Source organism: Actinomadura terrae, from assembly GCF_022751215.1.
GTDB lineage: Bacteria > Actinomycetota > Actinomycetes > Streptosporangiales > Streptosporangiaceae > Spirillospora > Spirillospora terrae.
Window position 1 is genome coordinate 1 of record NZ_JAICDG010000007.1, and the last position, 23,247, is coordinate 23,247.

The following is a 23,247-nucleotide window of genomic DNA, read 5'->3' on the forward strand; positions in this document are numbered from 1 at the left end:
TTCAAGTCACTCGCCGCGCGGATACAGCACTGCGGGGGTCGGGGGCTCGCGCTGCCGCCCCTGCTTCCGTTCCTCAGGCCGTGAACGGCCTTGCGGTACGGGTCAGGGTTGCCCTCGAACATCCCTGCCGACCAGACAGCACAAGACCCCGACCACACACGTTCGTGATCGGGGCCGTTGTCCGCAGCTAGGGCATGTCGTGGTCGCCGCGCTTGATCTCGGCCACCAGGTCGCGGAAGCTCGCGGGGTGAAGCGTGACCCTGAGGCCGCCCGGGTCCTTGCTGTCACGCACTCCGATGTCTCCCGAGAGTTGCGCAACCTCCACACAGTCGGACTGCCCGGTGGAACCGCTGTACGACGACTTGCGCCATTGGGTCATGAGTAGGTCTCCATGCTGGCCTGGATGATGTTTCGCGATGTGCCGACGGGTGCCGCGATGTCGCTTAGTCGGTCGTAGCGTACTTCGTACTTCATCACGTCCGTGGGGGTCGTCACGAGTCGTCCCCGTTCCGGAGCATCCGTGAAAGCTATGTCCTTGTCTCCCACGGTCAGCAGCCGGAACGCCCCGTCGAGACCGTTGTGGGCTCCGCTGGACACCTCCAGGACCCGGACGGAGACATGGGGAGCTTCCGCGAGTTCCAACAGGTGCGCCAACTGTGCGCGCATCACGTCCCGCCCGCCCACGGGTTGCGCCAGAACGGCCCAGTTGAGAATCACGCTCACGAGGGCCGGTTCCCGACGTTCCCAGACGGCCGCCTGCCTAGCCAGTCGCTTCTCTAGCCACTCATCGACCCCCGACACCATGCCGGTGGACAGCATCGCCCGCGCGTAGTCCGGCGTCTGGAACAGTCCCGGTACGAGCAGCGCGGCCCACATGCGGTGACGGACTGCCTGTGCTTCGAGTTCCGTAAGCCCCGTGAACCAGTCGCCATCGTCGCTCGCCTCCGCCAGACGGACGAGTCTTGCGAACGATGTTCCCCAGAGTTCGTCGAGCTGCTGGGCATATTGGGGCGAAAGGCGCAGCCTTCCGTTCTCAATCCGGGAAACGTACGAACGATCGCACCCCATTTCGATCGCGAGCCGGTTGCCGGACAGGCCGCGAGCTTCCCTCAGTCTGCGCACCTCTACGGCGATGTAGTCCCACAATGACCGGTCTGGGTCCAGGTGATCGACCTCTCCCACCTGCGCCTCCGTAACGTTTCCGGTGTTCCGCGAACCTAGCGAAGGTATCGCGGGACGACGCATCCTTGTAGCCAGTCACACGGAAACCTGCCCCGCGAGGTGAGGTGGAGGATGCGCGCACAACCCAGGCACGCCCAACCGAGACACGTAGTGCATTCCACGCCCGTACCCCGGCGCCACTCGACTCCTGCGCCTGCCTTAGCTGCTGAGGTGGGCCCCGGTGCGGGTTCGTCGGTGTCCGGCTTGCTGGCCGTCCTCTCGCCGTTGCATGCGGACCGTTTGGGGGCTCTCGGGCACGTCCGCGAGTACGTTTCGGATCTGCCGGACATGGGGTGCGCGCTCGTCGAGCGGGACGGGTTTCCGGCTTTGGCGGTGTTCCGCGTGGACGGTGTCCCCGGGAGGATCACGCTGGGGTGCGCCTATCGGCAGGACCCGCCGCCAAATGATTGGTGGTTCTGGGCACCCCATGCTGACGGCGGAATGGCGTGGCTCGCCCCCCTTGGGCAGCCCTGGCGGACGACTTGCCTCGTGGTTGACGAGCTCCGGCGGAGGACGCCATGACCGCGATCGTTCACGCCTTCTCGGGGGCCGTCCCCCCGGGTGAGCTCGCGCGGATGTCTGCGGTGATGCTGGTCTACGGCACGGTGTGCGGGGCCGCCGGTTGGATGCTGCGCATCGCTTGGAAGGGCTGACCATGGAACCCCGGATGCGTCCCGCGCATTTGGCGCAGACAGCCGCCGCCGCGTACGAGGAGGTCATGGCGGACCAGAAGCGGCCCAGAGCGCTGATTCAACTCGTCGCCGATACCTCCCGCTCGCGGGCGGCGGAAGCGCTCGCGGAGGTGAAGGAGCTTCCGGCATCGGACGCCTTTCCCATGGCGTTTGACGAGGTCTCCAAGCACGTGCGGACCCTCCTGGAGGAAGCCGGACAACTCCCTGGAGCGGTAACCACGATCCGGGACGCGGCCCACAAGCTCGCCTACCAGGTGCACGGGAGCGGCGACGCGGGCGGTTCCAAGTTCGTCGTGTTGGCTCGGAAACTCGTCCGGCCGGACGGGTGACCCCTAGTTGTCCGCGTGGATTGGCCATTCGGCACCACGCGGACCGTGAGCCCCGGGGCGTTTCCCTGGGGCTCCCCTAGAAAGGGCCCGCGTGTGGGTGCACACACACGTGGGCATGCGGGCCCCGGTGGCGGCTGGGTGCTTTCGCCGGGGCCCGCGACCTCACGCGTCCGAGGTTCCCCGTACCTCGCGTGTGAGTGGCGGGCCCGGGGGCGGTTCGTTGGTCGCCTGCCGCCCGGGGCCCGTGTCCAGGCGGACGCGCAGACAGGAGGACCCCCGCATGGCAGAGACACCAGAGCATGACCACCTTCTAACGCCCGGGGAGGTGGCGGAGATGTTCCGCGTGGACCCCAGGACCGTCACGAAGTGGGCGAAGCAAGGAAAGATCCCCTTCATCTGGACCCCGGGAGGGACTCGCCGGTACTCCGAAGTGGTGGTGCGGGATCTTCTGGGCTTGCAGACGAGCCAGAGTTAGACGACTCACGTGAGCGCGGTTTCATCGTCCCGCGTGAACGCGAGTGGGGCCCCGGGCGGCGGTAGTAGGCCCCTCCGCACCCGGGGCCCGTCCAGTTGCTCACACGGCCGATTTCCCAGGCGCCCGGCTACGAGGTACAGGAGGAGGGGAGACAGCGTTGGGGCCCAGGCGTAGCACTAGCCGTAGAAGTACCCTGGGTGTATCTTCTGGTGCCAGAAGAACACCAGCGCGGACGCGATGAGCGGCACCAGCACGTACCCGAGGCTGGTGAACGCGGCGGGCGGCGACGCACCGATCAGCAGGTCCCGCAGGATGCCGCCGCCGAGCGCGGTGATCTCCGCGAGCACCACCATCCCGACGACGTCCAGCCGCTGCCGCACCGCCGCGAGGCCCCCGGACACGGCGAACACGAAGATCCCCGCCAGGTCCAGGACCTCCGGTACCCCCGGACCCGCCATCAGGCCCCTCTCCCCGCCGTGCCGATGCTGCGTGCGTGCCGCCGCCCTGCCGGTCCCGCCTCGTCCCCCGGCTCAGTCCCGCCGGTCGGTGCGGTCGATGTTCCAGTTGGCCACCACCGCCGCGAACGGCGGGATCACCATCGCGACGACCGACATCGCGACCGCCGCCGCGGGCGAGAACCGCCGGACGACCGCCCAGGCGAGGACGAACAGCGTGAGGCACACCGCCATCATGATCCCGTAGGCGATCCTGCGCCGTCTCATCCCCTCACGCTACGCCCGCGCGATGATCACCGCGTATGATGATCCCGGCTGGTGGCGGAGGCGTACGGGAATCGAACCCGCCGTCCCGGGGTCCCCGGGACCATCGATTTTGAAGATCGTGAAGGCCACCAGGCGCTCTCCCGCCTCCGCGGGTGATCCTAGTGGTCAGCGGGACCGGTCCCGAGGTGACGGTGCACGCACCGTCCGTTTCTTGATCATTTGAGATGATTGTGCGTTAAATTTCCGGGTGACCCGCATCGTCCCACCCGCCCGCCTCACCCAGTACGCCCACGGCGGCGGTGGCGCCAGCACCATCCCCCCGGGCGAGCTGGAGCGCCTGGTGGCCGGACTCACCGCCGGGCCCGCCGACGGCCTCGCGGGTGACGCGCTGGCCGGCACCGGCGCCGACGACGCGGCCGTGCTCCCCACCGGCGGCGGCCGCGCGCTCGTGTCGTCCGCCTGCTTCTTCCCGCCCGTGCTCGACGACGCCTACGACTGGGGACGGGTCGCCGCCGCCAGCGCGCTCTCGGGCGTCTACGCGGTCGGCGGCGTCCCGCTGATGGCGCTGAACCTGCTCTGCTGGCCGCGTGACGCGCTGCCGATGGAGCTGGCCCGCGAGGCCGTGCGCGGCGGCCGCGACGTCGCGGAGCTCGCGGGCTGCCCGGTCGCGCCCGGGCACGGCATCGACGACCCCGAGCCGAAGTACGGCCTGGCCGTGACCGGCTCCGCCGACCCGGACCGGGCGCTGCGGCTCGACGCGGGCCGTCCCGGGGTACCGCTGTCGCTCACCAAGCCGCTCGGGCTCGGCGTCCTCAACGCCCGGCACAAGGCGACCGGCGAGGCGTTCCCGCACGCGGTCGAGACGATGACGAGGCTGAACGCGGACGCGGCGCGTGCGGCGCTGGAGCGCGGCGTCCGCTGCGCCACCGGCGTCGCGGGGCACGGGCTGCTCGGCCACCTGTACAAGCTCGCGCGGGCCGCCGGCGTCACCGCGGTCGTCGACGCGAAGGCGGTGGAGTACCTGGACGGGGCGCGCGCCGCCGTCCGGGACGGGTTCGTACCCGGCGGCACCCGCCGCAACCTGGCGTGGGTGACGCCGCACACCGACTTCGGCCGGATCGCCGAGGAGGAGCGGCTGCTGCTCGCCGACGCGCAGACCTCCGGCGGGCTGCTGGTCGCGGGCGAGGTGCCCGGGGCGCCGGTGATCGGGGAGCTGGTCGCGCAGGGCCGCCGCGCGCTCCGCGTCCGCTGACCCGCGTGCGCTAGCCCGCGTCCGCTGACCAGGGCAGACCCGCCGCGCGGGTCGTGTCGGTGATCGCGGAGCGGGTAGGGCCCGGACGGGGGAAGGAGCGGACATGACCATTGGGGGGAGTCTCGCCGCCGTCGTCCTGGGCGCCGCCGTGGGCGTGCTCGGCCGGCTGATCGCGCCGGGGCGGCCGACGATGCCGCTCTGGCTCATGATCGCGGTCGGGATCGTCGCGGCGTTCGCGGGGACGGGCCTGTCCCACCTGGTCGGGCTGGAGAACGGCGGCTGGGACTACTGGGAGACGCTCTTCCAGATCGCGCTCGCGGCGGCGGGCGTGTACCTGGTCGCGATGGTCTGGCCGAGGTCCGGTGCTCGCTGAAGGTGCCGCTGAAGGCGCCCGCTGAGCCTCAGCCCCGGGCGTCGGAGGGGCGCAGGACGGCGCGCAGCCCGTCCAGCACGGCGGGGTCCTCGATCGTGGAAGGGACGCTCACCTCCCGCCCGTCGGCGAGCCCGCGCATCACGCCGCGCAGGATCTTGCCCGACCGCGTCTTCGGCAGCGCGGGCACGACCGCGACCTCCCGGAGCGAGGCGACCGGCCCGACCTGCTCGCGCACCATCCGCACCAGCTCGGCCGACAGCTCCCCGGGCTCGGCGAGCACGCCGCTCTTCAGCACGACCAGGCCGCGCGGCACCTGCCCCTTCAGCGCGTCCTGGACGCCGATCACCGCGCACTCGGCGACCGCCGGGTGCGCCGCGATGACCTCCTCCATCGTCCCGGTCGACAGCCGGTGCCCGGCCACGTTGATCACGTCGTCGGTGCGGCCCATGACCCAGACGTAGCCGTCCTCGTCCACGTGGCCGCCGTCCCCGGTCAGGTAGTGGCCGGGATGCCGGGTGAGGTAGGACTCGACGAACCGCTCGTCGTCCTGCCACAGCGTCGGCAGCGTGCCGGGCGGCAGCGGCAGCCGCAGGGCGATGTCGCCGTCGACGCCGGTCGGGACGGGAGCGCCGTCCGGGCCGAGGACGCGCACGTCGTAGCCGGGGACGGGCAGCGAGGGCGACCCCGCCTTGATCGGCATCGGCTCCAGCCCGCGCGGGTTCGCCACGATCGGCCAGCCGGTCTCGGTCTGCCACCAGTGGTCGACGACGGGCCGGTCCAGCACGCGCGACGCCCACCGGTAGGTGTCGGGGTCGAGGCGCTCCCCGGCGAGGAACAGCGTCTCCAGGGCGGACAGGTCGTGCCCGGCGAGCAGGGCGCCCTCCGGGTCCTCCTTCTTGATCGCGCGGATGGCGGTCGGCGCCGCGAACAGCGCCTTGACCCGGTGCTGGGCCGCGACGCGCCAGAACGCGCCCGCGTCGGGCGTGCCCACCGGCTTGCCCTCGTACAGGACGGTCGTGCAGCCCGTCAGCAGCGGCCCGTACACGATGTAGGAGTGGCCGACGACCCAGCCGACGTCGGACGCGGCCCAGAACACGTCGCCGGGCCCCATGCCGTAGATGTTCTCCATGGACCAGCGCAGCGCCACCGCGTGCCCGCCGTTGTCGCGGACCACGCCCTTGGGCCGCCCGGTCGTCCCGGAGGTGTAGAGGATGTAGAGCGGGTCGGTCGCGGCGACCGGGACGCACTCGGCGGGCTCGGCCTCGGCGACCGCCTCGTCCCACTCGACGTCGCGCGGCCGGACGAGGTCGGCGTGCAGCTGCTCGCGCTGCCGGATCACGCACCGTTCCACCTTGTGCTTGGCCAGCTCCAGCGCCTGGTCGAGCAGCGGCTTGTAGGCCACGACCCGGTCGCCCTCGATGCCGCAGGAGGCCGACACGACCGCCTTCGGCCGGGCGTCGTCGATCCGGGCGGCCAGCTCGCGCGCCGCGAACCCGCCGAACACCACCGAGTGGACGGCGCCGAGCCGTGCGCAGGCCAGCATCGCCACCACCGCCTCGGGCACCATCGGCAGGTAGATGACCACGCGGTCGCCCCGGTCGACGCCCTGCCGGCGCAGCGCCCCGGCGAACCGGGCGACCAGGCCGGTCAGCTCCCGGAAGGTGTAGGTGCGGACCGTCCCGGTGACGGGGCTGTCGTAGACGAGGGCGGGCCGGTCGCCGCGGCCCTCCTCGACATGACGGTCGAGGGCGTTGTCGCAGGTGTTCAGCTCGCCGCCGGTGAACCAGCGGTAGAACGGCGGCGCGCCGTCGTCCAGCACGCGGTCGGGCGGGACGAGCCAGCGGATGTCCCGCGCGGCCAGCCCCCAGAAACGGGTCGGATCGGCGATGCTGCGTTCGTACGCGGCCGCGTAGGCGCCCATTTCGTCCTCCCGGTGCGGTCCCCTGGCCCCAATCCGCGTTTCGGGGCGCACCCCTATAGGGCATGGCGCGGGCGCCGTTCGTCAAGGCCCCGCGCCGCCACGATCCGTCGCGGCCCGGCCCTGCCCCACCGCCGGCCGGGGTCAGCCGCCCGTCCGGTGCGGGTACCGCAACCCGTGCGCGACGGCGACCAGCGCGGCCAGCGCGGCGCCCGCCGCGACGATCCAGAAGCACAGCTCGTAGGCGCCGAGCGTCGGCACGTCGGTGCCGGCGAGCACCCGGCCGGCCAGGATCGAGGCGGTGGCCGCGCCCGCGACGCTGCCGCCGGTGGTGCGGACGAGCGAGCTGATCCCGCTGGCGATGCCGCTCTGGTCCAGCGGGACGTGCTGGACGGCGAGCGTCCCGAGCGCCGCGTAGGCGATCCCGAACCCGATGCCCTGGATGGCGCTGAACGCGAGCACGTCCCACGCGTGGGAGTTGGACAGCGCGAGCCACAGGTAGCTCAGCCCCGCGAACGCCGACCCGATCGCGAGCGTGTGGGCGGGGCCGATCCGGGCGGAGATCCGTCCGGCGAGCGCGGAGCAGACGAGCATGGTGACGGTGCTCGGCAGCATGTAGAGCCCGACGTCCAGCACCGACCCGTCCAGCCCGTACCCGATCCTGTCGGACGGCGACTGCACGAACCCCGATATCAGCGTGAACGCGGCGAACATCGAGAAGCCGAGCAGCGCCGAGGCGAGGTTGGCCGACAGCGAGCGCGGCCCGACCAGCAGGCCCAGCCGGACGAGCGGGTCGCGCACCCGCAGCTCGACCGCCGTCCACACCCCGCACAGCACGGCCGCCGCGCCGAACAGCCCGAGGACGCCCGCGGACGTCCAGCCCCACGCGTTGCCCTGGCTGATCGCGAGCAGCAGGCAGACCAGCCACGCGGCGAGGACGGCGGCGCCCGCGAGGTCGGGCCGCCCGCCCGCGCGGGCCCCGACGTCGCGCGCGGTGGCCCCGATCAGCACCAGCGCGGCGGCGGCCAGCCCGGCCGCGATCCAGAACACCGGGTGGTGGTTCGACGTGCGGTCCGCGATGAGCCCGGTCACGATCATGCCGATGCTGCCGCCGACGCCCATCGTGGCGCTGACGATGCCGATCGCGGTGGTGATCCGCGCCACCGGGAACGTGTCCCTGATCATGCCGATCGCGAGCGGGATCAGCGCGGACGAGACGCCCTGCAACGCGCGCCCGGCGATGAGGACGGCCAGCGAGCCCGACAGCGCGCAGATCACCGAGCCCACCAGCAGCAGGACGAGCGTGAGCAGCACCATCCGCTTCTTGCCGTACATGTCGCCGAACCGCGACAGCAGCGGGGTCGCGACCGCGCCGGCCAGCAGCGAGGCGGTGAACACCCAGGTCACGTCGGTGACCGAGGCGCCGAAGTGGCGCATGAGCTGGGGGAGCAGCGGGATCACCAGCGTCTGCTGCACCGAGACCACCATCCCGGCGACGGCCAGCGCCAGCAGCGTGAGGCCGGTGTGCGCGGGCCGGGCGTCCCGGCCGGGCGGGGCGGCGGTCGTGGCGGGGACGCCGGCAGGGACGCCGGTCATGGGAACCTCCAGGCGGGTCGGGGCGACGTACCCGGCAACTATACTTACTTAAGTTAAGTAATGGCATCGTAGGATGGGTCACATGCCGTCACCGGTCCCGAGGGACAGCGCGCGGGACATCGTCGAGATCGAGCGCGCGCTCACCCGCGTCGCGCACATGCTCACCCGCACCCGCCAGCACGAGCGCCTCGTCGCCGAGGCCGGGGTACCGGTCGACCGGGCCGCCGTCCCGCTGCTGCGGACGCTCGCCGAGGAGGACGCGCCGATGCGCCCGAGCGAGCTGGCGGCGCGGCTCGCCGTCGAGGCGCCGCACGTCACCCGGCAGGTCCAGCGGCTGGAGCGGGTCGGCTACGTGCGCCGGGTCCCCGACCCCGGCGACGGGCGCGCCTACCGCGTCGAGCTGAGCGACGCCGGGCTGGAGGCGTTCGAGTGCATCCGCGCGGTCGGACGGCGGTGGGTGGCGGGCGCGCTCGCGGAGTGGTCGCCGGGCGAGCGCGAGCAGCTCGCCGGTCTCGTCCACCGGATGCTGGACGACTTCGAGGCGCACCGCGACCGGCTCGACGCGGCGGCGGCCCGCCGTACGGGCTGACCTGTGCGGGCGCCTCCGCCGCGCCGGACCGCACACCGGACGGTGAGATGTGTCATCTCAGCGTGCGGTCTCGATCCGCTTCCGCTATCGCCCCCGCCGTCCCTAGGGTTGCCTTCCGTGGACCTTCCCGCGGACCCTCGTCCGCGCAACCCCCGCCCCGCTCTCCCGCCCCGCCGGGCAGGACGCCGATGCACCTAGCCGTCACCGCCGGGCATTCCGGGCACGGCAAGTCGGCGCTCGTGCGCGCGCTCACCGGCCGTGGCACCGCCGGGCCCGGCCGCGGCTGGGCCGACCTGCCCTCGGGCGGCCGGATCGCGTTCGTCGACATCCCGGGTGGGGAACGGTCCGTCCCGGCCGTGATCGCCGCGGCCGCGACGGTGCCCGCCGTGCTGTTCGCCGTCGCCGCCGACGAGGGCTGGACGGAGCAGTCGGCCGAGCACCTGGCCGCGCTCGACGCCCTCGGCGTCCGGCACGGCGTGCTCGCCGTCACCCGCGCCGACCTGACCGACCCGAAACTCGTGCTGCGGCAGGCCCGCGAGCGCCTCACCGGGACCGCGCTCGGCGGCGTCGAGGCCGTCGCGGTCAGCGCCGCCACCGGCGCCGGGATGGGCGAGCTGGCCGCCGCCCTCGACCGGCTCGCCGCCCGCCTGCCCGTCCCCGACCCGGACGCGCCGGTGCGGCTGTGGGCCGACCACGCCGACAGCGACGGCGGCCTGACCGTCGTCACCGGCACGCTCGGCGGCGGGACGGTCCGCGCCGGGGACGAGCTGCTCCTGCTGCCCTCCGGCGGCCGCGCCCGCGTCGAGGCGGTCGAGAGCGGCGCCGAGCCCCACGCCGGGCCCGGCGCCGAGGCGCGCGGGTTCGCCCGCGTCACGCTGTCCCTGCGCGGCGGGGCCCCGGGCCCGGGCGTGACCGCCGCCGTCACCCCGGGCCGCTGGACGCTCACCGCCTGCGTGGACGTCCGCACCCGCTTCGGCGAGGCGTCCGGGCGGCTCGCGCGGCAGATGATCCTGCACCTCGGGTCGGCGGCCGTCCCGGTGCGGCTGCGGCCGCTCGGCCCCGATACCGCCCGCCTCACGCTGAACGCGCGCCTCGCGCTGCACGTCGGCGACACCGGCCTGCTGCGCGACCCCGCCCGCCGCGCCGTCGCGGGGGTGAGCGTGCTGGACGTCCGGCCGCCGCCGCTCGTCCGGCGCGGGGACGCGGCGGCGCGGGCGCGGGAGCTGGCGTCCTGGCCGGACCGTCCGGGCGGCGCCGTGATCCTCGCCCGGCACGGCGTGCTCCGCCGGTCCGAGCTGGAGCCGATGGGCTGCGCGCCGCCGCCGGACGCCGTCGTCCCGCACGACGGCTGGCTCGCCGACCCCGCCCACTGGGAGGCGCTTCGGGCGCGCCTCGCCGAGGAGGCGGCCCGGCACGCCGCCGAGCGGCCGCGGGCGCCGGGCGTGCCGCTGGAGACCGTCCGGCTGCGGCTCGGGCTGCCGTCCCGGCGGCTCGCCGCCGCGCTGGTCCGGCCGCCGCTGCGGCTGGAGAACGGCCGCGTCCACGGCCCACTGGGCACCCCGCCGCCCGTCGCCCCACCCCGCGGCGCCCTCTCAGCGGGCACGTCGTCACCGGGCATGCCGGGGCCGGGTGCGCCGTCGCCGGGGGCGTTGCCGCCGGGTGTCGCCGCGGCCGTGGAGCGGCTGCGCGCCGAGCTGTCGCGGGCGCCGTTCGACGCGCCCGCCGCCGAACGGCTCGCCGAGCTCGGGCTGACCGGCGGCGCGCTCGCGGCGGCCGAGCGCGCGGGCGCCGTGCTCCGCCTCGGGGACGGCGTCGTGCTGCTGCCGGGCGCCGACCGGGAGGCGCTGCGGATCCTGTCCGCGCTGCCCCAGCCGTTCACGCCCGGGCAGGCCGGGGACGCGTTGGAGACGAGCCGCCGCGTCGCGGTCGCGCTGCTGCGCCACCTCGACCACCTGGGGCTCACCGAGCGCCGCCCCTCCTGACCGCCGCCCCACCGGGACGCATTTTTCGAATGCCGAGGGTATTCAGCGGAAAAAACCCTTTGAAACGCACCGCTGTTTTCTGGCGTCATATACCTCGGTTCGGTTACCCGGAAGAAGGAGAAGGCATGCCGTACCAGACTCTGAAGGGCGGCCGCGTTCCGATCCGGATGTGGACCGACCCCGCCACCGTCGAGGATCTCGCCCTCGACCAGCTCCGCAACGTCTCCGCGCTGCCGTGGGTGGAAGGGCTCGCGGTGATGCCCGACGTCCACTACGGAAAGGGCGCGACGGTCGGTTCCGTCATCGCCATGCGCGACGCGGTGTCCCCGGCTGCGGTCGGCGTCGACATCGGCTGCGGAATGACCGCCGCGAAGTCCTCGCTCACCGTCGAGGACATGCCGGACGACCTCGCGGGCCTGCGCCACCGCCTGGAGAGGGCGATCCCGGTCGGGCGCGGCTCCCACAAGCAGGCGGTGGACCCGTCCGGGCTGCCGAACCTGAAGGAGCGCGGCTGGTACGACTTCTGGAAGGCGTTCGAGGACCTGCACCCGGCGGTCCGCGCGCGCCTCGGCCGCGCCCGCCAGCAGATGGGCACGCTCGGCGGCGGCAACCACTTCCTGGAGCTGTGCGCGGACGACGACGGCGCGATCTGGCTCGTCCTGCACTCGGGGTCCCGCAACATCGGCAACGAGCTGGCCGAGCACCACATCGAGGCCGCCCGCAAGCTGCCGCACAACCAGGACCTGCCGGACGACGACCTCGCGGTGTTCCTCACCGGCACCGCGAAGATGGACGCCTACCGGCACGACCTGTTCTGGGCGCAGGAGTACGCGCGCCGCAACCGCGCGGTCATGATGGCGCTCGCGCAGGGCGTCGTGACCCGCCGGTTCGGCGAGCAGCGCTGCAAGTGGGACGAGGTCATCTCCTGCCACCACAACTACGTGGCGGAGGAGACCTACGACGGCGCCGAGCTGCTCGTCACCCGCAAGGGCGCGATCCGCGCGGGCGCGGGGGATCTCGGCATCATCCCCGGCTCGATGGCGACCGGCACCTACATCGTGCGCGGCCTCGGCAACGAGACCGCCTACAACTCGGCGTCGCACGGCGCGGGCCGCAGGATGAGCCGCAACAAGGCCCGCAAGAACTTCACCGTGGAGGACCTGATCGAGCAGACGAAGGGGGTCGAGTGCCGCAAGGACGGCGGCGTCATCGACGAGATCCCGGGCGCCTACAAGGACCTGGAGACGGTGATGGAGTCCCAGTCCGACCTCGTCGAGGTCGTCGCGCACCTGCGCCAGCTGATCTGCGTGAAGGGCTGAGGCCGCTCCGGCTGAGCCGTTTCGAAAGGCGCGCTAGGCGGGCGGGGGGCGTAGGACGTAGCCGACGCCGCGGACGGTGTGGATGAGCTTCGGCTCGCCCGCGTCGACCTTGCGGCGCAGGTAGCCGATGTAGGACTCGACGATGCTCGCGTCGCCGCCGAAGTCGTACTCCCACACCCGTCCGAGGATCTGCGGCTTGGACAGCACCCGCCCCGCGTTCTCCATCAGGTAGCGGAGCAGCCGGAACTCGGTGGGTGACAGCCGCACCGGCTCCCCGCCCCGCAGTACCTGGTGGGACGCCGGGTCCAGGCTCAGATCGGCGACGGCGAGCAGCCCGCCGGGGCCGCGGCTGCGGCGCAGCACGGCGCGGATCCGGGCGATCAGCTCCTCCAGGTCGAACGGCTTGGTGACGTAGTCGTCGCCCCCGGCGGTCAGGCCCCTGACCTTGTCGGACGGGGCGTCCCGCGCGGTGAGGAACAGCACCGGCAGCGGGCCGCCCCGCTCGCGCAGCCGCGCGATGACCGCGAAGCCGTCGAGGTCGGGGAGCATCACGTCCAGCAGGACGAGGTCGGGCCGCTCGCGCGCCGCCGCGGCCACCGCCTCCTCGCCGGTGGCCGCGGCGGTGACGGCGAACCCCGCGAACCGCAGGCTCGCCGCCAGCAGCTCGCGGATGGTCGGCTCGTCGTCCACCACGAGCAGGCGCGCGCTCTCCTCCATGATCCCGAGACTAGGACGTGCGCCGTCCCGCCGGGACCGGCGCCGGGTCGGCGGCGGGCGGCGCGGCGCCGTGCCCCGGCCACCAGGCGCGGTGCCCGATGAGCGCGGTCAGCCCCGGCGTCACGAACAGCGCCATGACGAACGCGGCGACCGCGATCCCGAACGAGATCGCGAAGCCGACCTCGACGAGGACCTGGTTGCCCGCGAGCATCAGCGCGGCGAACGACCCGGCGAGGATCAGCCCGGCGGCGCCGATCGTGGGCCCGGTGTGCCGGATCGCGGCGGCCAGCGCGGGCCGGGGCGCGGCGCCCTCCCGGGCCTCCTCCCGCAGCCGCGCCATGATCAGGATGTTGTAGTCGGTGCCGAGCGCGACGACGAACATGTACATGATCAGGGGCAGGTGGAACAGCAGCCCCGGCTTGCCGCCCGCCTGCTGGAACAGCAGCGCCGTCGCGCCGAGCGTCGCGCCGAAGCCGAGCCCGACGGAGGCGAGCAGGTACCAGGGCGCGACGAGGCTGCGCAGCAGCAGCGCCAGCACCAGGAAGATCAGCGCGGCGGCGGCCGGGAACACGACCGAGTAGTCCCGGTTCATCGCCGCGCGGATGTCGACGTACACCGCCGTGCTGCCGCCGACCAGCGCGTCCGTCCCCGCGGGGGCGGCCTGCCGGACGGTGCGGCGCAGCGGCCCCCGGACGGTGTCCAGCGCGCGGGCCGACTCGGGCGCCGAGGCCAGCACGACCGAGAACCCGGCCGTCCGGCCGTCCGGGCCGACCTGCGGCGGCGCGACCTCGCCGACGCCCTCCACGGCCTTCAGCCTCTCGCCGAACCGCCCCAGCTCCGCCCGGTCGAGCTTGCGGCCCGTGAGGTAGACGTGGGTCGGGTCCGTCGAACCGGCGGGCAGGCCCCGCTGGAGGTCCTCCAGCGCGACCCGCGACTCCGCCGAGGACGGCAGCGCCCCGGCCGCGAGGTCGAAGTCGGGCCTGAACCCGAACGACCCCACCGCGAGGACGGCGAGGACGCCCCCGGCGACGGCCGCGTACAGCGCGGGACGGCGGGCCAGCGACGCGCCGACGCGCGCGAACCTCGCCGCCTCCGGCTCCCGCCGCCATGCCTTGGACGGCCAGAACACCCTGGTCCCGAGCAGGGAGACGACGGCCGGGACGAGCGTCAGGCCGCCGAGCAGCGTCACGGTCACGGCGATCGCCAGCGACGGCCCCCACGAGCGGAACAGCGACAGCGTCGACAGCGTCATCGCCAGGAAAGCGATGATCACCACTCCGGCGGCCGAGGTGATCGCCTCGCCGACCCGCGCGAGCGCGCCGACCATCGCGGTCTTCGGGTCGTCGCCCGCGCGCAGCCGTTCCCGGTAGCGGAACATCAGGAACAGGATGTAGTCGGTGCCGACGCCGAACAGCACGACGATGAGCAGCTGCGAGGCCGAGGAGTCCGCCCGGAGCCCGAGCGCCCGCACGGTCGCGGCGATCAGCCCGTTCGCGACCTGCGACAGCACGGCCAGCACGACGATCGGCAGCAGCGCGGTCACCGGGCTCCGGAAGATCACCAGCAGCAGCACCAGGATCAGCACCAGCGTGGCGATCATGACGAGGAGGTCGGCGTCGCCGCTGGACTCCCGGTCGTCCAGCGCGGCGGACGCGGCGCCGGTCGTGCGGGCCCGCAGTCCCGTGCCCGCCGTGAGCCGTCTCAGCTCGCCGCGCAGCGCCTGCGCCGCGTCCGCCGCCTCGGGGGTGTCGGTGCCGACGCCCGGCGGCATCCGGACGGCGATCGTCTGCACGAGCCGGTTCGGCGCCGGCGGCCCCGGCACGAGCTCGGCGACGTTCTTCAGGTGCGCGTCCTTGAGGTGCGCGTCTTGCACCGACTTCGCGACCCCGGCGACCCGCGCGGAGTCGGCGGCCGACAGCGGGCGCCCGTCGGCGCGGCTGACGACCACGACCGCCGCAGGCGCGAACGTGTCGGGGAACGCCGCGTCCCGCACCTTCCCCGCCCTGACCGACTCGTAGTGGCCGGGCAGGAAGTCGCTCTCGTCGTTGCTGGTCGGCAGGCCGGGGGACAGGGCGATCACCGCGACCGCCGCCACGACCCACACCGCGATCACGCGCCAGGGATGCCCGACCACCATCCGGCCGAGCGCGGCGAACACGCGCGGGTCCGCCGATGCCGTCTCGGTGCCCTCTCGGGGTCTCTTGGTGAATTTCACGCGGCCAGGCTGGCGCGGGCTCCCGCCAGGTCCCTGGGAGCGCCGGGGGCGGCGGCTGGGAGCCGGGCGCCCCCGCGCGGACGCGGTACGTGATCATCGCCGATCAGCGGGGGGAAGGGCGGGGGGACTCCCAGGCGGCTCCCAGGAGACTCACCGGATCCGCTCAGCCGCCCAGCACGCGGTCGATGAACGCGGTGACGTCGGCGAGGACCTCGTCGCGGTTGGTCTCGTTGAACACCTCGTGGCGGGCGCCCGGGTAGTGGCGCTCGATGAGGCCGGGGCCGCGGACGGCCTCCACGCCGATCCGGCTGTCCTCCGGGCGGACGAGCCGGTCCGCCGCCCCGTGCACGTACAGGACGGGCAGCGCGCCCAGCGAACCGTGCTCGTTGACCCGCCGCAGCGCCGCGTCCAGAGCCCGGACGGTGGCCTTCCGGAACGGGCCGTGCCACACCAGCGGGTCCTCGGCGTAGGCCCGGCCGACCGCCGGGTCCCGGGAGAGCGTGGAGACGTCGATCGGATCGGTGGGCATCTCCTCCAGCGGCAGCAGCTCGTCCACCACGTGCCAGCGGCCGAGCACCGGGCCCGACAGGGCCAGCGCGGCCAGCCCCGTCCCGTGCAGCTGCGCGTACCGGGCGGCGACCAGGCCGCCCATGGAGTGGCCGATCACCACGACCGGCAGCCCGGGATGGTCGCCGCGCGCCGCCTCCACCACCGTGTGGACGTCGGCGACGACGTCCTCGTAGTCCTCGACCAGGACCCGCTCGCCCGCCGACAGCCCGTGCCCCATGTGGTCGGGCCCGCACACCGCGGCGCCGTGCCGCACCAGGGCGTCGGCGACGTGCCCGTAGCGCCCGAGGTGCTCGCCGTAGCCGTGCACCAGCACGGCGACGTAGCGGGGCTTCGGGGCCGCCCAGATCCGCGCGGTGACGGCCCCCCGCGTCCCCGCGAACTCCCATGTGGTCGGCGTGACCATCGGTGACCTCCCGTGCTCGTTTCGTACCGGTTCGAAACCGTCTCCCGTGATGGCGCGGATCGTCAACCACCGGAATAGGCTTGAACGACCGACCACAATCGCCGGCGGCCCGCTGCCCGGGCCGTCCGGCGGCAGGAAAGGGGCGCCCGTGCTGGTCGACACCTTCGGCCGAACCGCGACGGACCTGCGGGTCTCCCTCACCGACCGGTGCAACCTGCGGTGCTCGTACTGCATGCCCCCCGAGGGGCTGGACTGGCTGCCCAAGCCGGAGCTGCTCACCGACGAGGAGGTGCTGCGGCTCGTTCGGCTCGGCGTCACCGAGCTCGGCATCACCGAGGTCCGCTACACCGGCGGGGAGCCGCTGCTGCGGCGCGGCCTCCCCGAGATCGTGCGGCGGACGGCAGCGCTCGCGCCGCGTCCGCAGGTGTCGCTGACCACCAACGGGATCGGCCTCGACCGGCTGGCGGCGCCGCTCGCCGACGCCGGGCTCGACCGGGTGAACGTCTCGCTCGACACCCTCGATCCCGCGACCTTCAAGCGGCTCGCGCACCGCGACCGGCTCGGCGACGTCCTCGCCGGGCTCGCGGCGGCGCGCGCGGCCGGGCTGGCCCCGGTGAAGATCAACGCGGTGCTGATGCGCGGGATCAACGACCACGAGGCCGTCCCGCTGCTGCGGTTCTGCCTTGAGCACGGCTACCGGCTCCGCTTCATCGAGCAGATGCCGCTGGACGCCCAGCACGGCTGGACCCGCGAGAACATGGTCACCGCCGAGGAGATCCTCGACCGGCTCTCCGCCGCGTTCGACCTCGTCCCCGGCGACGCGGACGAGCGCGGCAGCGCCCCCGCCGAGTCGTTCCTCGTCGACGGCGGGCCCGCCGAGGTCGGCGTGATCGGCTCGGTGACCCGCCCGTTCTGCGGCGCCTGCGACCGCGTCCGGCTCACCGCCGACGGGCAGGTCCGCAACTGCCTGTTCGCCACCGAGGAGTCCAACCTGCGCGATGCCCTGCGCGGCGGCGCCACCGACGCCGACCTCGTGGCGCGCTGGCGCGCGGCCGTGCGGGCCAAGCGCGCCGGGCACGGCATCGACGACCCGACCTTCCTCCAGCCCTCGCGTCCGATGTCGGCGATCGGCGGCTGAGCGGTGGGCTCGGGGCCTGTGAGCACTGGACCGGCGAGCGAGGCGTTCGACGCCGTGCTGCTGGCCGGGGGCCGGGCGCGGCGGTTCGGCGGCGCCGACAAACCGGGCGCGACCGTCGGCGGGCGGGCGCTCGTCGAGTGGGTGGCCGCCGCCGCGTCGGGCGCGTCCCGGCTGGTCGTGGTGGGGCCGCCGCGCGGCGTGCTGCCCGACGCCGTCCTCGTCCGGGAGGACCCGCCGGGCGCGGGGCCGGTCCCCGCGCTCCGCGCCGGGCTCGCCGAGGTCCGCGCTCCGTGGTTCGCGCTGCTGGCCGCCGACCTGCCGTTCCTGCGCCCCGCGCACCTCGCCGCGCTGCTGGACGCGGCGCGCGGCCGTCCCGGCGCCGTCCTCGTCGACGAGGACGGCCGAGAGCAGTGGCTCGCGGGCTGCTGGCGGGCCGACGCCCTCCGCGACGCCCTCGCCGGCTACCCGGGCGCGTCCCTACGCGGGCTCCTCGGACCGCTGGAACCGGCCGCGGTCGCGCTGCCCGCCGGGGCCCGCCCCCCGTGGTACGACTGCGACACCCCGGAGGAACTCGCCCGCGCCGAGCGCCTCGCGCGCGAACCGCGTTGACCGTGCGAGAGTGGGCACCGCGTAGGACGACACCGCGTAGGACGGAAGGGGGCCGCATGTCGGTACTGGAGGACTGGCTGGAGGCGGCCTGCGGGGAGCTCGGCCTGGACCGCGGCGACATCGACCGCGACCTGGTGCTCGACCTGGCCCGCGACGTCGCCCACGGGGTCGCCCGCCCGGGCGCGCCGCTCACGGCGTACCTGCTGGGCCTCGCGGTCGGCCGCGGCGCCCCCGCCCGCGACGCCGCCGCCCGCCTCACCGAACTCGCCGAAGGCTGGCAGCCGGACCAGGCCGCCCCGTCCGAGTCGGCGAACGCCGCCCCAGCAGCCGCCCTCGACGAGGCCTAGGAGATTCCTCCAGCGACCCCGGCCGTCACGCGGGCGCGTAGCTGAGCGGTGGGGGCCGACGCCGGAGGCGAGGCCCCCACCGCGAAGATCGCGAAGCGATCCGCGCCCGCAAAGGCACGGTCACGTCCCGAGCCGCCAGGCGAGGGACGTGGGCCGGGGCTTCATGAACACCGCGTGTTCCGGTCGGCGACGGGGACGACGTCGCGGAGGAAGTCGCGGCGGTTCAGGAACGCCGACAGGCTCTCGCGGTGCTCGTCGCAGGCCAGCCAGATCTTCCGCCGGTCCGGCGTGTGGATCTTCGGGTTGTTCCAGCGCAGCGCCCAGACGGCGTCGGCGCGGCAGCCCTTGGCGGAGCACTGGAGTTCGTCGGGGCCGGTCTCCGGCGCGGAATCGGTCATACCGCAACTCTGGCATGGCCGTCCGGTGCGTTTGACGGCGCGATCTTCGGAAAGGACGGGCTCGTGCGCACCGGGACCCCGGCCGCCGCCGGGAACGGCTCCGGCGCGCGGCGCCGCTGGCAGGCGCTGTCGGTGTGCCTGGTCGCGGCGTTCATGACCCTGCTGGACGTCAGCATCGTCAACGTGGCGCTGCCCTCGATCCGGGAGGGCCTGGACGCCTCCGAGGCCGGCCTCCAGTGGATTCTCTCGGGCTACGCGCTGACGTTCGGGCTGGTCCTCGTCCCCGCCGGGCGGCTCGGCGACGCGCGCAGCAGGCGCGCGGTGTTCATGTCGGGGCTCGCCCTGTTCACCGCGGCGAGCGCGCTCGCCGGGATCGCGCCGGGGATCGGCTGGCTGGTCGGCGCGCGGCTGCTCCAGGGCGTCGCGGGCGGCATCTTGAACCCGCAGGTCGCCGGGCTCATCCAGCAGTTGTTCCAGGGCGCCGAGCGCGGCAAGGCGTTCGGCGCGCTCGGCTCGGTCATCGGGATCGCGACCGCGACCGGCCCGCTGCTCGGCGGCACGCTGATCGCGCTGGCCGGGGCGGACGAGGGCTGGCGCTGGGTGTTCTACGTCAACGTCCCGGTCGGCCTGGTCGCGCTGCCGCTGGCGTGGCGGCTGCTGCCCGAGCCGATCTACGGGGAGCGGCAGGGGCTCGACCCGCCGGGCGTGCTGCTGCTGGGCGCGGGCGTGCTGTGCGTGCTGCTGCCGTTCGTCCAGAACCAGGAGTGGCACGGCTCCGGCAAGTGGCTGCTGCTGCCCGCCGCGGCCGCGCTCCTCGCCGCGTTCGTGGCGTGGGAGCGGCGGACGCGGACGCCGATGGTCGATCTCGGCATGTTCCGGCGCCGCTCGTACGCGCTCGGCGCGGCGATCGCGCTGCTGTACTTCGCCGGGTTCACCGCCGTGTTCTTCATCTTCACCCTCTACCTCCAGAACGGCCTGGACTACAGCGCGTTGGAGGCGGGCCTGGCGATCACGCCGTTCGCGGTGGGGTCGGGCATCGCGGCCTCGGTCGGCGGACGGGTCGTCCACCGGTACGGGCGCCCGCTCGTCGCCGCCGGGCTCGGCCTGGTCGCGCTCGGGCTGGTGACCGCGTGGATCGCGGTCGAGCTGGAGCCCGGACGCGGCGTCGCGCTCGCGACCGCGGTGCCGCTGCTGGTCGCGGGCACCGGGAGCGGGCTGGTGATCGCGCCCAACCAGACGATCACGCTGTCGGAGATCCCCTACACCGAGGGCGGCAGCGCCGCCGGGGTCCTCCAGACCGGCCAGCGCGTCGGCACCGCGACTGGGATCGCCGCCGTCGGGTCGGTGTTCTTCGCGTCGGTGTCCGGGTCGCACGGCGACTGGGCCGCCGCGTTCCGGCAGGGCCTCATCGTCATCCTCGCGTTCGTGCTGGCGGCGCTGGCCGCCGCCGTCGCCGACCTCCTGATCTCCCGCCGCCAGGGCCGTCCGGCGGGCGGGGACGAGACGGCCGGCGCCGTCAGCGGCGGGCCCGCCGGCGAAGGGCGCGGAGGCTGAGCGCGAGCGCCCCCGCGGTCCCGGCGGCGACCCCGGCGAGGACGCGGTTCTGCCGCCTGATGCGGGCCGGGATCTCCGCGTACGGGATCGTGGAGAACGACACCAGCTCGTACCGGGAGACGTAGCGGCCCGCGAGGCGCCGCTCCAGCGCGTGGGTCGCCGCCTGCTTGGCCCGGTACACCGGCGAGGACACCCGGTCGCGCATCTCGACGAAGTTGTCCAGCGCCATCTCGGCGATCGCGTCGGTGTTGGCCTTGCGGCGCTCCTGGTAGAGCGACAGTGCGCGCGGCCAGTGCCCGGCGGTCTCGGTCAGGCACCGGTCGATCTCGACGCAGTCCTCGAACGCGCAGTTGGCGCCCTGCCCGAAGAACGGGACGATCGCGTGCGCCGCGTCCCCCAGCAGGGCGACGATCGCGCCGTCGCCGTAGCGCACCCACGGCCAGCACCGGACGGTGACGAGCGACCCGACGGGGTTGCGCTCGTAGTCCTCGGCGAGGCCGGGCATCAGCTTCGCCACGTCCGGGTAGTGCTCGGCGAAGTACGCGGTCACCCGGTCGGGGGTGTCGAGGACGTCGAAGTCCGGCTTCGGCCAGAACAGCGTGCAGGTGAAGGACCGGTCGAGGTTGGGCAGCGCGATCATCATGGACGTGCCGCGCGGCCAGATGTGCAGCGCGTCCGGGTCCAGCGCGAACTCCCCGTCGCGCGGCGGGACCGTCAGCTCCTTGTAGCCGTGCTCCAGGAAGTCGGCGTCGCCGTCCGGCCGCAGCGACGCGCGGACGGCGCTGTAGGCCCCGTCCCCGGCGAGGACGACGTCGGCGGGGACGGTGCTCGACCGGCCCGCCGGGTCCTCCAGGAGCAGCGCGCCCGCCTTGGTGTCCACCCCCGTGACGCGCTGGGAGAAGACGAGCCGGACGCCGGGCGTCGCCTCGGCGGTCTCCAGCAGCGACCGGTTCAGCTCGGCGCGGCTGATCGAGTTGATCGCGCGCTCGCGGCCGGCGCTGTAGGGCTGGAAGTTCGGGTCGCCGCCGCGCGGGTGCACCATGCGGCCGTGCATGGGCAGCGCCTGCTTCAGCGCGTGGTCGCGCAGCCCGACCTGCTCCAGCGCCGCCAGGCCGCGCGCCGAGATCGCCAGGTTGATCGAGCGGCCCTGCTCGGCGCCCGCGACGCGCGGGTCGGGGCGCCGCTCGTACACGGTCGTCTCGATGCCGCGCCGGCCGAGCAGCACGGCGAGCAGGCAGCCCGCGAGTCCCGCGCCGACGATCGCGACGTGCCCGCCGCCCCCGGCTCCCTGCTCGTGCGCCGCGCCGTCACGCGCCATGGACGGGGACCTCCTCGGTCTGCGAGCGGACCTCCCACAGGTCGGGGAAGGCGGGCGCGAACAGGGTGGAGCGCAGGTAGTCGGCGCCCGCCGAGCCGCCGGTGCCGATCTTGGCGCCGATCGTCCGCTCGACCATCTTCAGGTGCCGGTACCGCCACTCCTGGATGCCCTCGTCCACGTCGACGAGCGCCTCGCACACCTCGGCTGCGGGGCCGCTCTCGTCGGCGTAGACCGCGAGCAGGACCTTCTGGACGTCCTCGTTCGGCTCCCACGTGCGCGAGACCTCGCGGTCGAGGGCCTCGGGCGGGACGGGATGGCCGCGGCCGGCCAGGTAGCGCAGCAGCGAGTCGAACAGCGAGGGGCGGGCGACGGCGGCCTGGAGGCGCTCGTCGTCGCGCAGGTCGGAGGCGGGGAACGCGCGGCGCCCGAGGACGGCCTCCAGCTCGCGGAACTGCTCGCTCTGGAAGCCGCTGGAGGTCCCGAGCGCGTCGCGGAAGGACGCGAACTGGCGGGGCGTCATCGTCTCCAGCACGTCCAGCTGCCCGACGACGGTCTTGAGGATCTTGGCGATCCGGCGGGCGGTGTGCAGCGACCCGGCGCTGTTGCCCTCCTCCAGCCTGCGCTGGAGGAGCGCCGCCTCGTGCAGGATCTGCTTGAACCACAGCTCGTAGACCTGATGGATGATCACGAACAGCAGCTCGTCGTGCGCGCCGGTCTTCGGCTCCTGGCATGACAGCAGCCGGTCGAGCCGCAGGTAGCCGCCGTACGTCGTCGTCGGCGAATCCGCCATTGCCGCCTCCTCGCGCCTTCCCGGTGTGATTCGCAGCATATTTGATCTATCCGGGCATCCGGCCCGAGGGCGCGAACGGGAGTCACATATCCGACATCTCGGTCGTTGGGACCGCGCGACCGCTCGGCTCCTCGACCGCCCGGCTACTCGACGGCCCGGCTACTCGACGTCGCCCGCGTCGGCGCGGACGGCGCGGAGCGCGGCGGTGATCTCGACGGCCTGGGCGGCGGGCAGCCCGGCGATGCCGAAGCCGGACTCGTTGAGCGCGGCCGTGGCCTCCTCCGCCAGCTCGCGTCCGGCGCCGGTGATGGTGGCGAGGACGACGCGGCGGTCGGCGGGGGAGGGGCCGCGGCTGACGAGCCCGCGCTGCTCCAGCCGTCCGATCACGTTGGTCACGGAGGCGGGGTGGACCATGAGGCGGTTGCCCATCTTGCCCATGGGGAGGGTGCCGGTGCGCGTGAACGCGAGCAGGCGCAGGGCCTCGTAGGCCGCGAACGTGAGGCCGTAGGGCTTGAGGACGGCCTCCACGCGGCTCAGCAGGAGCTGCTGGGCGCGCATCACCGAGGTCACGGCGGCCATGTGGTCCGCGTGCTCGGGCCAGCGGGCGCTCCACTGGCGGTGGGCCTCGGCGATGGGATCGGGGGTGGGCATCGCACGAGCGTATGTGTCCTTGACCTGATCTCGCACGGAAACTATTTTAACTTCCAAATATTGGATGTC

25 protein-coding genes and 1 tRNA gene are annotated in these 23,247 nt (G+C 73.9%); 12 read left to right on the top strand and 14 right to left on the bottom strand.

The window, feature by feature from the left end; all coding sequences use genetic code 11:
- Positions 1 to 187 precede the first annotated feature (187 nt).
- Both K2F47_RS34065 and K2F47_RS34070 read right to left on the bottom strand, forming a co-directional pair.
- Positions 188 to 379, bottom strand: coding sequence for a DUF397 domain-containing protein (locus K2F47_RS34065; RefSeq protein ID WP_242910266.1), 192 nt, complete (start codon positions 377 to 379; stop codon positions 188 to 190).
- On the bottom strand, positions 376 to 1,182 hold the full coding sequence (locus tag K2F47_RS34070) for a helix-turn-helix domain-containing protein (RefSeq protein WP_242910268.1): 807 nt from the start codon (positions 1,180 to 1,182) through the stop codon (positions 376 to 378). Before K2F47_RS34070 ends, K2F47_RS34065 begins: the two co-directional genes overlap by 4 nt.
- A 557-nt stretch (positions 1,183 to 1,739) precedes the next feature.
- On the opposite strand from K2F47_RS34070, the gene K2F47_RS41055 reads away from it, so the two are divergent.
- From K2F47_RS41055 to K2F47_RS34080, 3 genes are all read left to right on the top strand, one after another.
- Positions 1,740 to 1,874 (top strand): hypothetical protein, encoded by a 135-nt coding sequence (locus tag K2F47_RS41055; RefSeq protein WP_272497892.1) that lies wholly within the window; start codon positions 1,740 to 1,742, stop codon positions 1,872 to 1,874.
- A gap of 65 nt (positions 1,875 to 1,939) precedes the next feature.
- Positions 1,940 to 2,242 carry a hypothetical protein gene (locus K2F47_RS34075; RefSeq protein ID WP_242910269.1) on the top strand — a complete coding sequence of 101 codons (303 nt, stop codon included), beginning with the start codon at positions 1,940 to 1,942 and terminating at the stop codon, positions 2,240 to 2,242.
- Positions 2,243 to 2,522: 280 nt separating this feature from the next.
- Positions 2,523 to 2,717 (top strand): BldC family transcriptional regulator, encoded by a 195-nt coding sequence (locus K2F47_RS34080; RefSeq protein WP_242910270.1) that lies wholly within the window; start codon positions 2,523 to 2,525, stop codon positions 2,715 to 2,717.
- A gap of 176 nt (positions 2,718 to 2,893) precedes the next feature.
- Here K2F47_RS34080 and K2F47_RS34085 read toward each other — a convergent pair whose 3' ends face one another.
- The 3 genes from K2F47_RS34085 to K2F47_RS34095 form a co-directional block, all read right to left on the bottom strand.
- Positions 2,894 to 3,175: a trimeric intracellular cation channel family protein gene (locus K2F47_RS34085; RefSeq protein WP_242910271.1), complete on the bottom strand. Its 282-nt coding sequence runs from the start codon at positions 3,173 to 3,175 to the stop codon at positions 2,894 to 2,896.
- Between the two features lie 72 nt (positions 3,176 to 3,247).
- Entirely contained in the window at positions 3,248 to 3,439 is a 192-nt protein-coding gene (locus K2F47_RS34090; protein WP_242910272.1) for a DUF3099 domain-containing protein, read from the bottom strand.
- A 52-nt stretch (positions 3,440 to 3,491) separates the two neighbouring features.
- A tRNA-Sec gene (locus K2F47_RS34095) sits at positions 3,492 to 3,587 on the bottom strand.
- Between the two features lie 99 nt (positions 3,588 to 3,686).
- Between K2F47_RS34095 and selD the strand changes: the two genes are divergently transcribed.
- Positions 3,687 to 4,691, top strand: coding sequence for a selenide, water dikinase SelD (gene selD / locus K2F47_RS34100; RefSeq protein WP_242910273.1), 1,005 nt, complete (start codon positions 3,687 to 3,689; stop codon positions 4,689 to 4,691).
- A gap of 103 nt (positions 4,692 to 4,794) precedes the next feature.
- A complete protein-coding gene (locus tag K2F47_RS34105; RefSeq protein ID WP_242910274.1) occupies positions 4,795 to 5,064 on the top strand; it encodes a GlsB/YeaQ/YmgE family stress response membrane protein in 270 nt (89 codons plus the stop codon).
- Positions 5,065 to 5,092: 28 nt separating this feature from the next.
- Here the strand turns inward: K2F47_RS34105 and K2F47_RS34110 are convergent, their stop codons facing one another.
- Entirely contained in the window at positions 5,093 to 6,985 is a 1,893-nt protein-coding gene (locus K2F47_RS34110) for a propionyl-CoA synthetase (RefSeq protein WP_242910275.1), read from the bottom strand.
- Between the two features lie 141 nt (positions 6,986 to 7,126).
- Complete coding sequence (locus K2F47_RS34115; protein ID WP_242910277.1) at positions 7,127 to 8,578, bottom strand: MFS transporter; 1,452 nt, start codon at positions 8,576 to 8,578, stop codon at positions 7,127 to 7,129.
- 82 nt (positions 8,579 to 8,660) lie between these two features.
- On the opposite strand from K2F47_RS34115, the gene K2F47_RS34120 reads away from it, so the two are divergent.
- The 3 genes from K2F47_RS34120 to K2F47_RS34130 all read left to right on the top strand — a co-directional run bounded on the left by K2F47_RS34120 (position 8,661) and on the right by K2F47_RS34130 (position 12,468).
- Positions 8,661 to 9,167, top strand: a complete 507-nt coding sequence (locus K2F47_RS34120; RefSeq protein ID WP_242910278.1) for a MarR family winged helix-turn-helix transcriptional regulator — start codon at positions 8,661 to 8,663, stop codon at positions 9,165 to 9,167.
- A 188-nt stretch (positions 9,168 to 9,355) separates the two neighbouring features.
- Positions 9,356 to 11,149, top strand: coding sequence for a SelB domain-containing protein (locus K2F47_RS34125; protein WP_242910279.1), 1,794 nt, complete (start codon positions 9,356 to 9,358; stop codon positions 11,147 to 11,149).
- A 125-nt stretch (positions 11,150 to 11,274) separates the two neighbouring features.
- The gene (locus K2F47_RS34130) at positions 11,275 to 12,468 is read left to right on the top strand and encodes an RtcB family protein (RefSeq protein WP_242910280.1); all 1,194 of its coding nucleotides are present in this window, start codon (positions 11,275 to 11,277) and stop codon (positions 12,466 to 12,468) included.
- A gap of 33 nt (positions 12,469 to 12,501) precedes the next feature.
- Here the strand turns inward: K2F47_RS34130 and K2F47_RS34135 are convergent, their stop codons facing one another.
- The 3 genes from K2F47_RS34135 to K2F47_RS34145 form a co-directional block, all read right to left on the bottom strand.
- Positions 12,502 to 13,185 carry a response regulator transcription factor gene (locus tag K2F47_RS34135; RefSeq protein ID WP_242910281.1) on the bottom strand — a complete coding sequence of 228 codons (684 nt, stop codon included), beginning with the start codon at positions 13,183 to 13,185 and terminating at the stop codon, positions 12,502 to 12,504.
- A 10-nt stretch (positions 13,186 to 13,195) separates the two neighbouring features.
- Positions 13,196 to 15,400 carry an MMPL family transporter gene (locus tag K2F47_RS34140; RefSeq protein ID WP_242910282.1) on the bottom strand — a complete coding sequence of 735 codons (2,205 nt, stop codon included), beginning with the start codon at positions 15,398 to 15,400 and terminating at the stop codon, positions 13,196 to 13,198.
- A gap of 163 nt (positions 15,401 to 15,563) precedes the next feature.
- Positions 15,564 to 16,373 carry an alpha/beta hydrolase gene (locus K2F47_RS34145; protein ID WP_242910283.1) on the bottom strand — a complete coding sequence of 270 codons (810 nt, stop codon included), beginning with the start codon at positions 16,371 to 16,373 and terminating at the stop codon, positions 15,564 to 15,566.
- A gap of 148 nt (positions 16,374 to 16,521) precedes the next feature.
- Between K2F47_RS34145 and moaA the strand changes: the two genes are divergently transcribed.
- Genes moaA through K2F47_RS34160 form a run of 3 tightly spaced genes read left to right on the top strand, consistent with a single transcriptional unit; the run spans position 16,522 to position 18,467 of the window.
- On the top strand, positions 16,522 to 17,511 hold the full coding sequence (moaA, locus tag K2F47_RS34150; protein WP_242910284.1) for a GTP 3',8-cyclase MoaA: 990 nt from the start codon (positions 16,522 to 16,524) through the stop codon (positions 17,509 to 17,511).
- A gap of 18 nt (positions 17,512 to 17,529) precedes the next feature.
- Positions 17,530 to 18,120 carry a molybdenum cofactor guanylyltransferase gene (gene mobA, locus K2F47_RS34155; RefSeq protein ID WP_242910285.1) on the top strand — a complete coding sequence of 197 codons (591 nt, stop codon included), beginning with the start codon at positions 17,530 to 17,532 and terminating at the stop codon, positions 18,118 to 18,120.
- A 56-nt stretch (positions 18,121 to 18,176) separates the two neighbouring features.
- Positions 18,177 to 18,467, top strand: coding sequence for a DUF6457 domain-containing protein (locus tag K2F47_RS34160; protein WP_242910287.1), 291 nt, complete (start codon positions 18,177 to 18,179; stop codon positions 18,465 to 18,467).
- Between the two features lie 161 nt (positions 18,468 to 18,628).
- Here K2F47_RS34160 and K2F47_RS34165 read toward each other — a convergent pair whose 3' ends face one another.
- Positions 18,629 to 18,865 carry a hypothetical protein gene (locus K2F47_RS34165; RefSeq protein WP_242910289.1) on the bottom strand — a complete coding sequence of 79 codons (237 nt, stop codon included), beginning with the start codon at positions 18,863 to 18,865 and terminating at the stop codon, positions 18,629 to 18,631.
- Between the two features lie 63 nt (positions 18,866 to 18,928).
- Between K2F47_RS34165 and K2F47_RS34170 the strand changes: the two genes are divergently transcribed.
- Positions 18,929 to 20,419, top strand: a complete 1,491-nt coding sequence (locus tag K2F47_RS34170) for an MFS transporter (protein ID WP_242910292.1) — start codon at positions 18,929 to 18,931, stop codon at positions 20,417 to 20,419.
- Here the strand turns inward: K2F47_RS34170 and K2F47_RS34175 are convergent.
- The 3 genes from K2F47_RS34175 to K2F47_RS34185 form a co-directional block, all read right to left on the bottom strand.
- On the bottom strand, positions 20,382 to 21,737 hold the full coding sequence (locus K2F47_RS34175; protein WP_242910294.1) for an FAD-dependent oxidoreductase: 1,356 nt from the start codon (positions 21,735 to 21,737) through the stop codon (positions 20,382 to 20,384). The genes K2F47_RS34170 and K2F47_RS34175 overlap by 38 nt on opposite strands.
- Positions 21,727 to 22,527, bottom strand: coding sequence for a tryptophan 2,3-dioxygenase (locus K2F47_RS34180; protein WP_242910295.1), 801 nt, complete (start codon positions 22,525 to 22,527; stop codon positions 21,727 to 21,729). The genes K2F47_RS34175 and K2F47_RS34180 overlap by 11 nt, the downstream gene beginning before the upstream one ends.
- A 159-nt stretch (positions 22,528 to 22,686) precedes the next feature.
- Positions 22,687 to 23,178 (bottom strand): MarR family transcriptional regulator, encoded by a 492-nt coding sequence (locus K2F47_RS34185; RefSeq protein ID WP_242910296.1) that lies wholly within the window; start codon positions 23,176 to 23,178, stop codon positions 22,687 to 22,689.
- Positions 23,179 to 23,247 lie beyond the last annotated feature (69 nt).

Bases quoted from the DNA above. Each gene is read 5' to 3' on its own strand.
- K2F47_RS34090 (WP_242910272.1), bottom strand. From the start codon at position 3,439: ATGAGACGGCGCAGGATCGCCTACGGGATCATGATGGCGGTGTGCCTC.
- K2F47_RS34080 (WP_242910270.1), top strand. From the start codon at position 2,523: ATGGCAGAGACACCAGAGCATGACCACCTTCTAACGCCCGGGGAGGTG.
- K2F47_RS41055 (WP_272497892.1), top strand. From the start codon at position 1,740: ATGACCGCGATCGTTCACGCCTTCTCGGGGGCCGTCCCCCCGGGTGAG.
- K2F47_RS34135 (WP_242910281.1), bottom strand. From the start codon at position 13,185: ATGGAGGAGAGCGCGCGCCTGCTCGTGGTGGACGACGAGCCGACCATC.
- K2F47_RS34105 (WP_242910274.1), top strand. From the start codon at position 4,795: ATGACCATTGGGGGGAGTCTCGCCGCCGTCGTCCTGGGCGCCGCCGTG.
- K2F47_RS34075 (WP_242910269.1), top strand. From the start codon at position 1,940: ATGGCGGACCAGAAGCGGCCCAGAGCGCTGATTCAACTCGTCGCCGAT.
- K2F47_RS34180 (WP_242910295.1), bottom strand. From the start codon at position 22,527: ATGGCGGATTCGCCGACGACGACGTACGGCGGCTACCTGCGGCTCGAC.
- K2F47_RS34185 (WP_242910296.1), bottom strand. From the start codon at position 23,178: ATGCCCACCCCCGATCCCATCGCCGAGGCCCACCGCCAGTGGAGCGCC.
- K2F47_RS34110 (WP_242910275.1), bottom strand. From the start codon at position 6,985: ATGGGCGCCTACGCGGCCGCGTACGAACGCAGCATCGCCGATCCGACC.
- K2F47_RS34115 (WP_242910277.1), bottom strand. From the start codon at position 8,578: ATGACCGGCGTCCCTGCCGGCGTCCCCGCCACGACCGCCGCCCCGCCC.
- K2F47_RS34130 (WP_242910280.1), top strand. From the start codon at position 11,275: ATGCCGTACCAGACTCTGAAGGGCGGCCGCGTTCCGATCCGGATGTGG.
- K2F47_RS34125 (WP_242910279.1), top strand. From the start codon at position 9,356: ATGCACCTAGCCGTCACCGCCGGGCATTCCGGGCACGGCAAGTCGGCG.
- K2F47_RS34065 (WP_242910266.1), bottom strand. From the start codon at position 379: ATGACCCAATGGCGCAAGTCGTCGTACAGCGGTTCCACCGGGCAGTCC.
- K2F47_RS34120 (WP_242910278.1), top strand. From the start codon at position 8,661: ATGCCGTCACCGGTCCCGAGGGACAGCGCGCGGGACATCGTCGAGATC.
- K2F47_RS34160 (WP_242910287.1), top strand. From the start codon at position 18,177: ATGTCGGTACTGGAGGACTGGCTGGAGGCGGCCTGCGGGGAGCTCGGC.
- K2F47_RS34175 (WP_242910294.1), bottom strand. From the start codon at position 21,737: ATGGCGCGTGACGGCGCGGCGCACGAGCAGGGAGCCGGGGGCGGCGGG.
- K2F47_RS34085 (WP_242910271.1), bottom strand. From the start codon at position 3,175: ATGGCGGGTCCGGGGGTACCGGAGGTCCTGGACCTGGCGGGGATCTTC.
- K2F47_RS34145 (WP_242910283.1), bottom strand. From the start codon at position 16,373: ATGGTCACGCCGACCACATGGGAGTTCGCGGGGACGCGGGGGGCCGTC.
- K2F47_RS34165 (WP_242910289.1), bottom strand. From the start codon at position 18,865: ATGACCGATTCCGCGCCGGAGACCGGCCCCGACGAACTCCAGTGCTCC.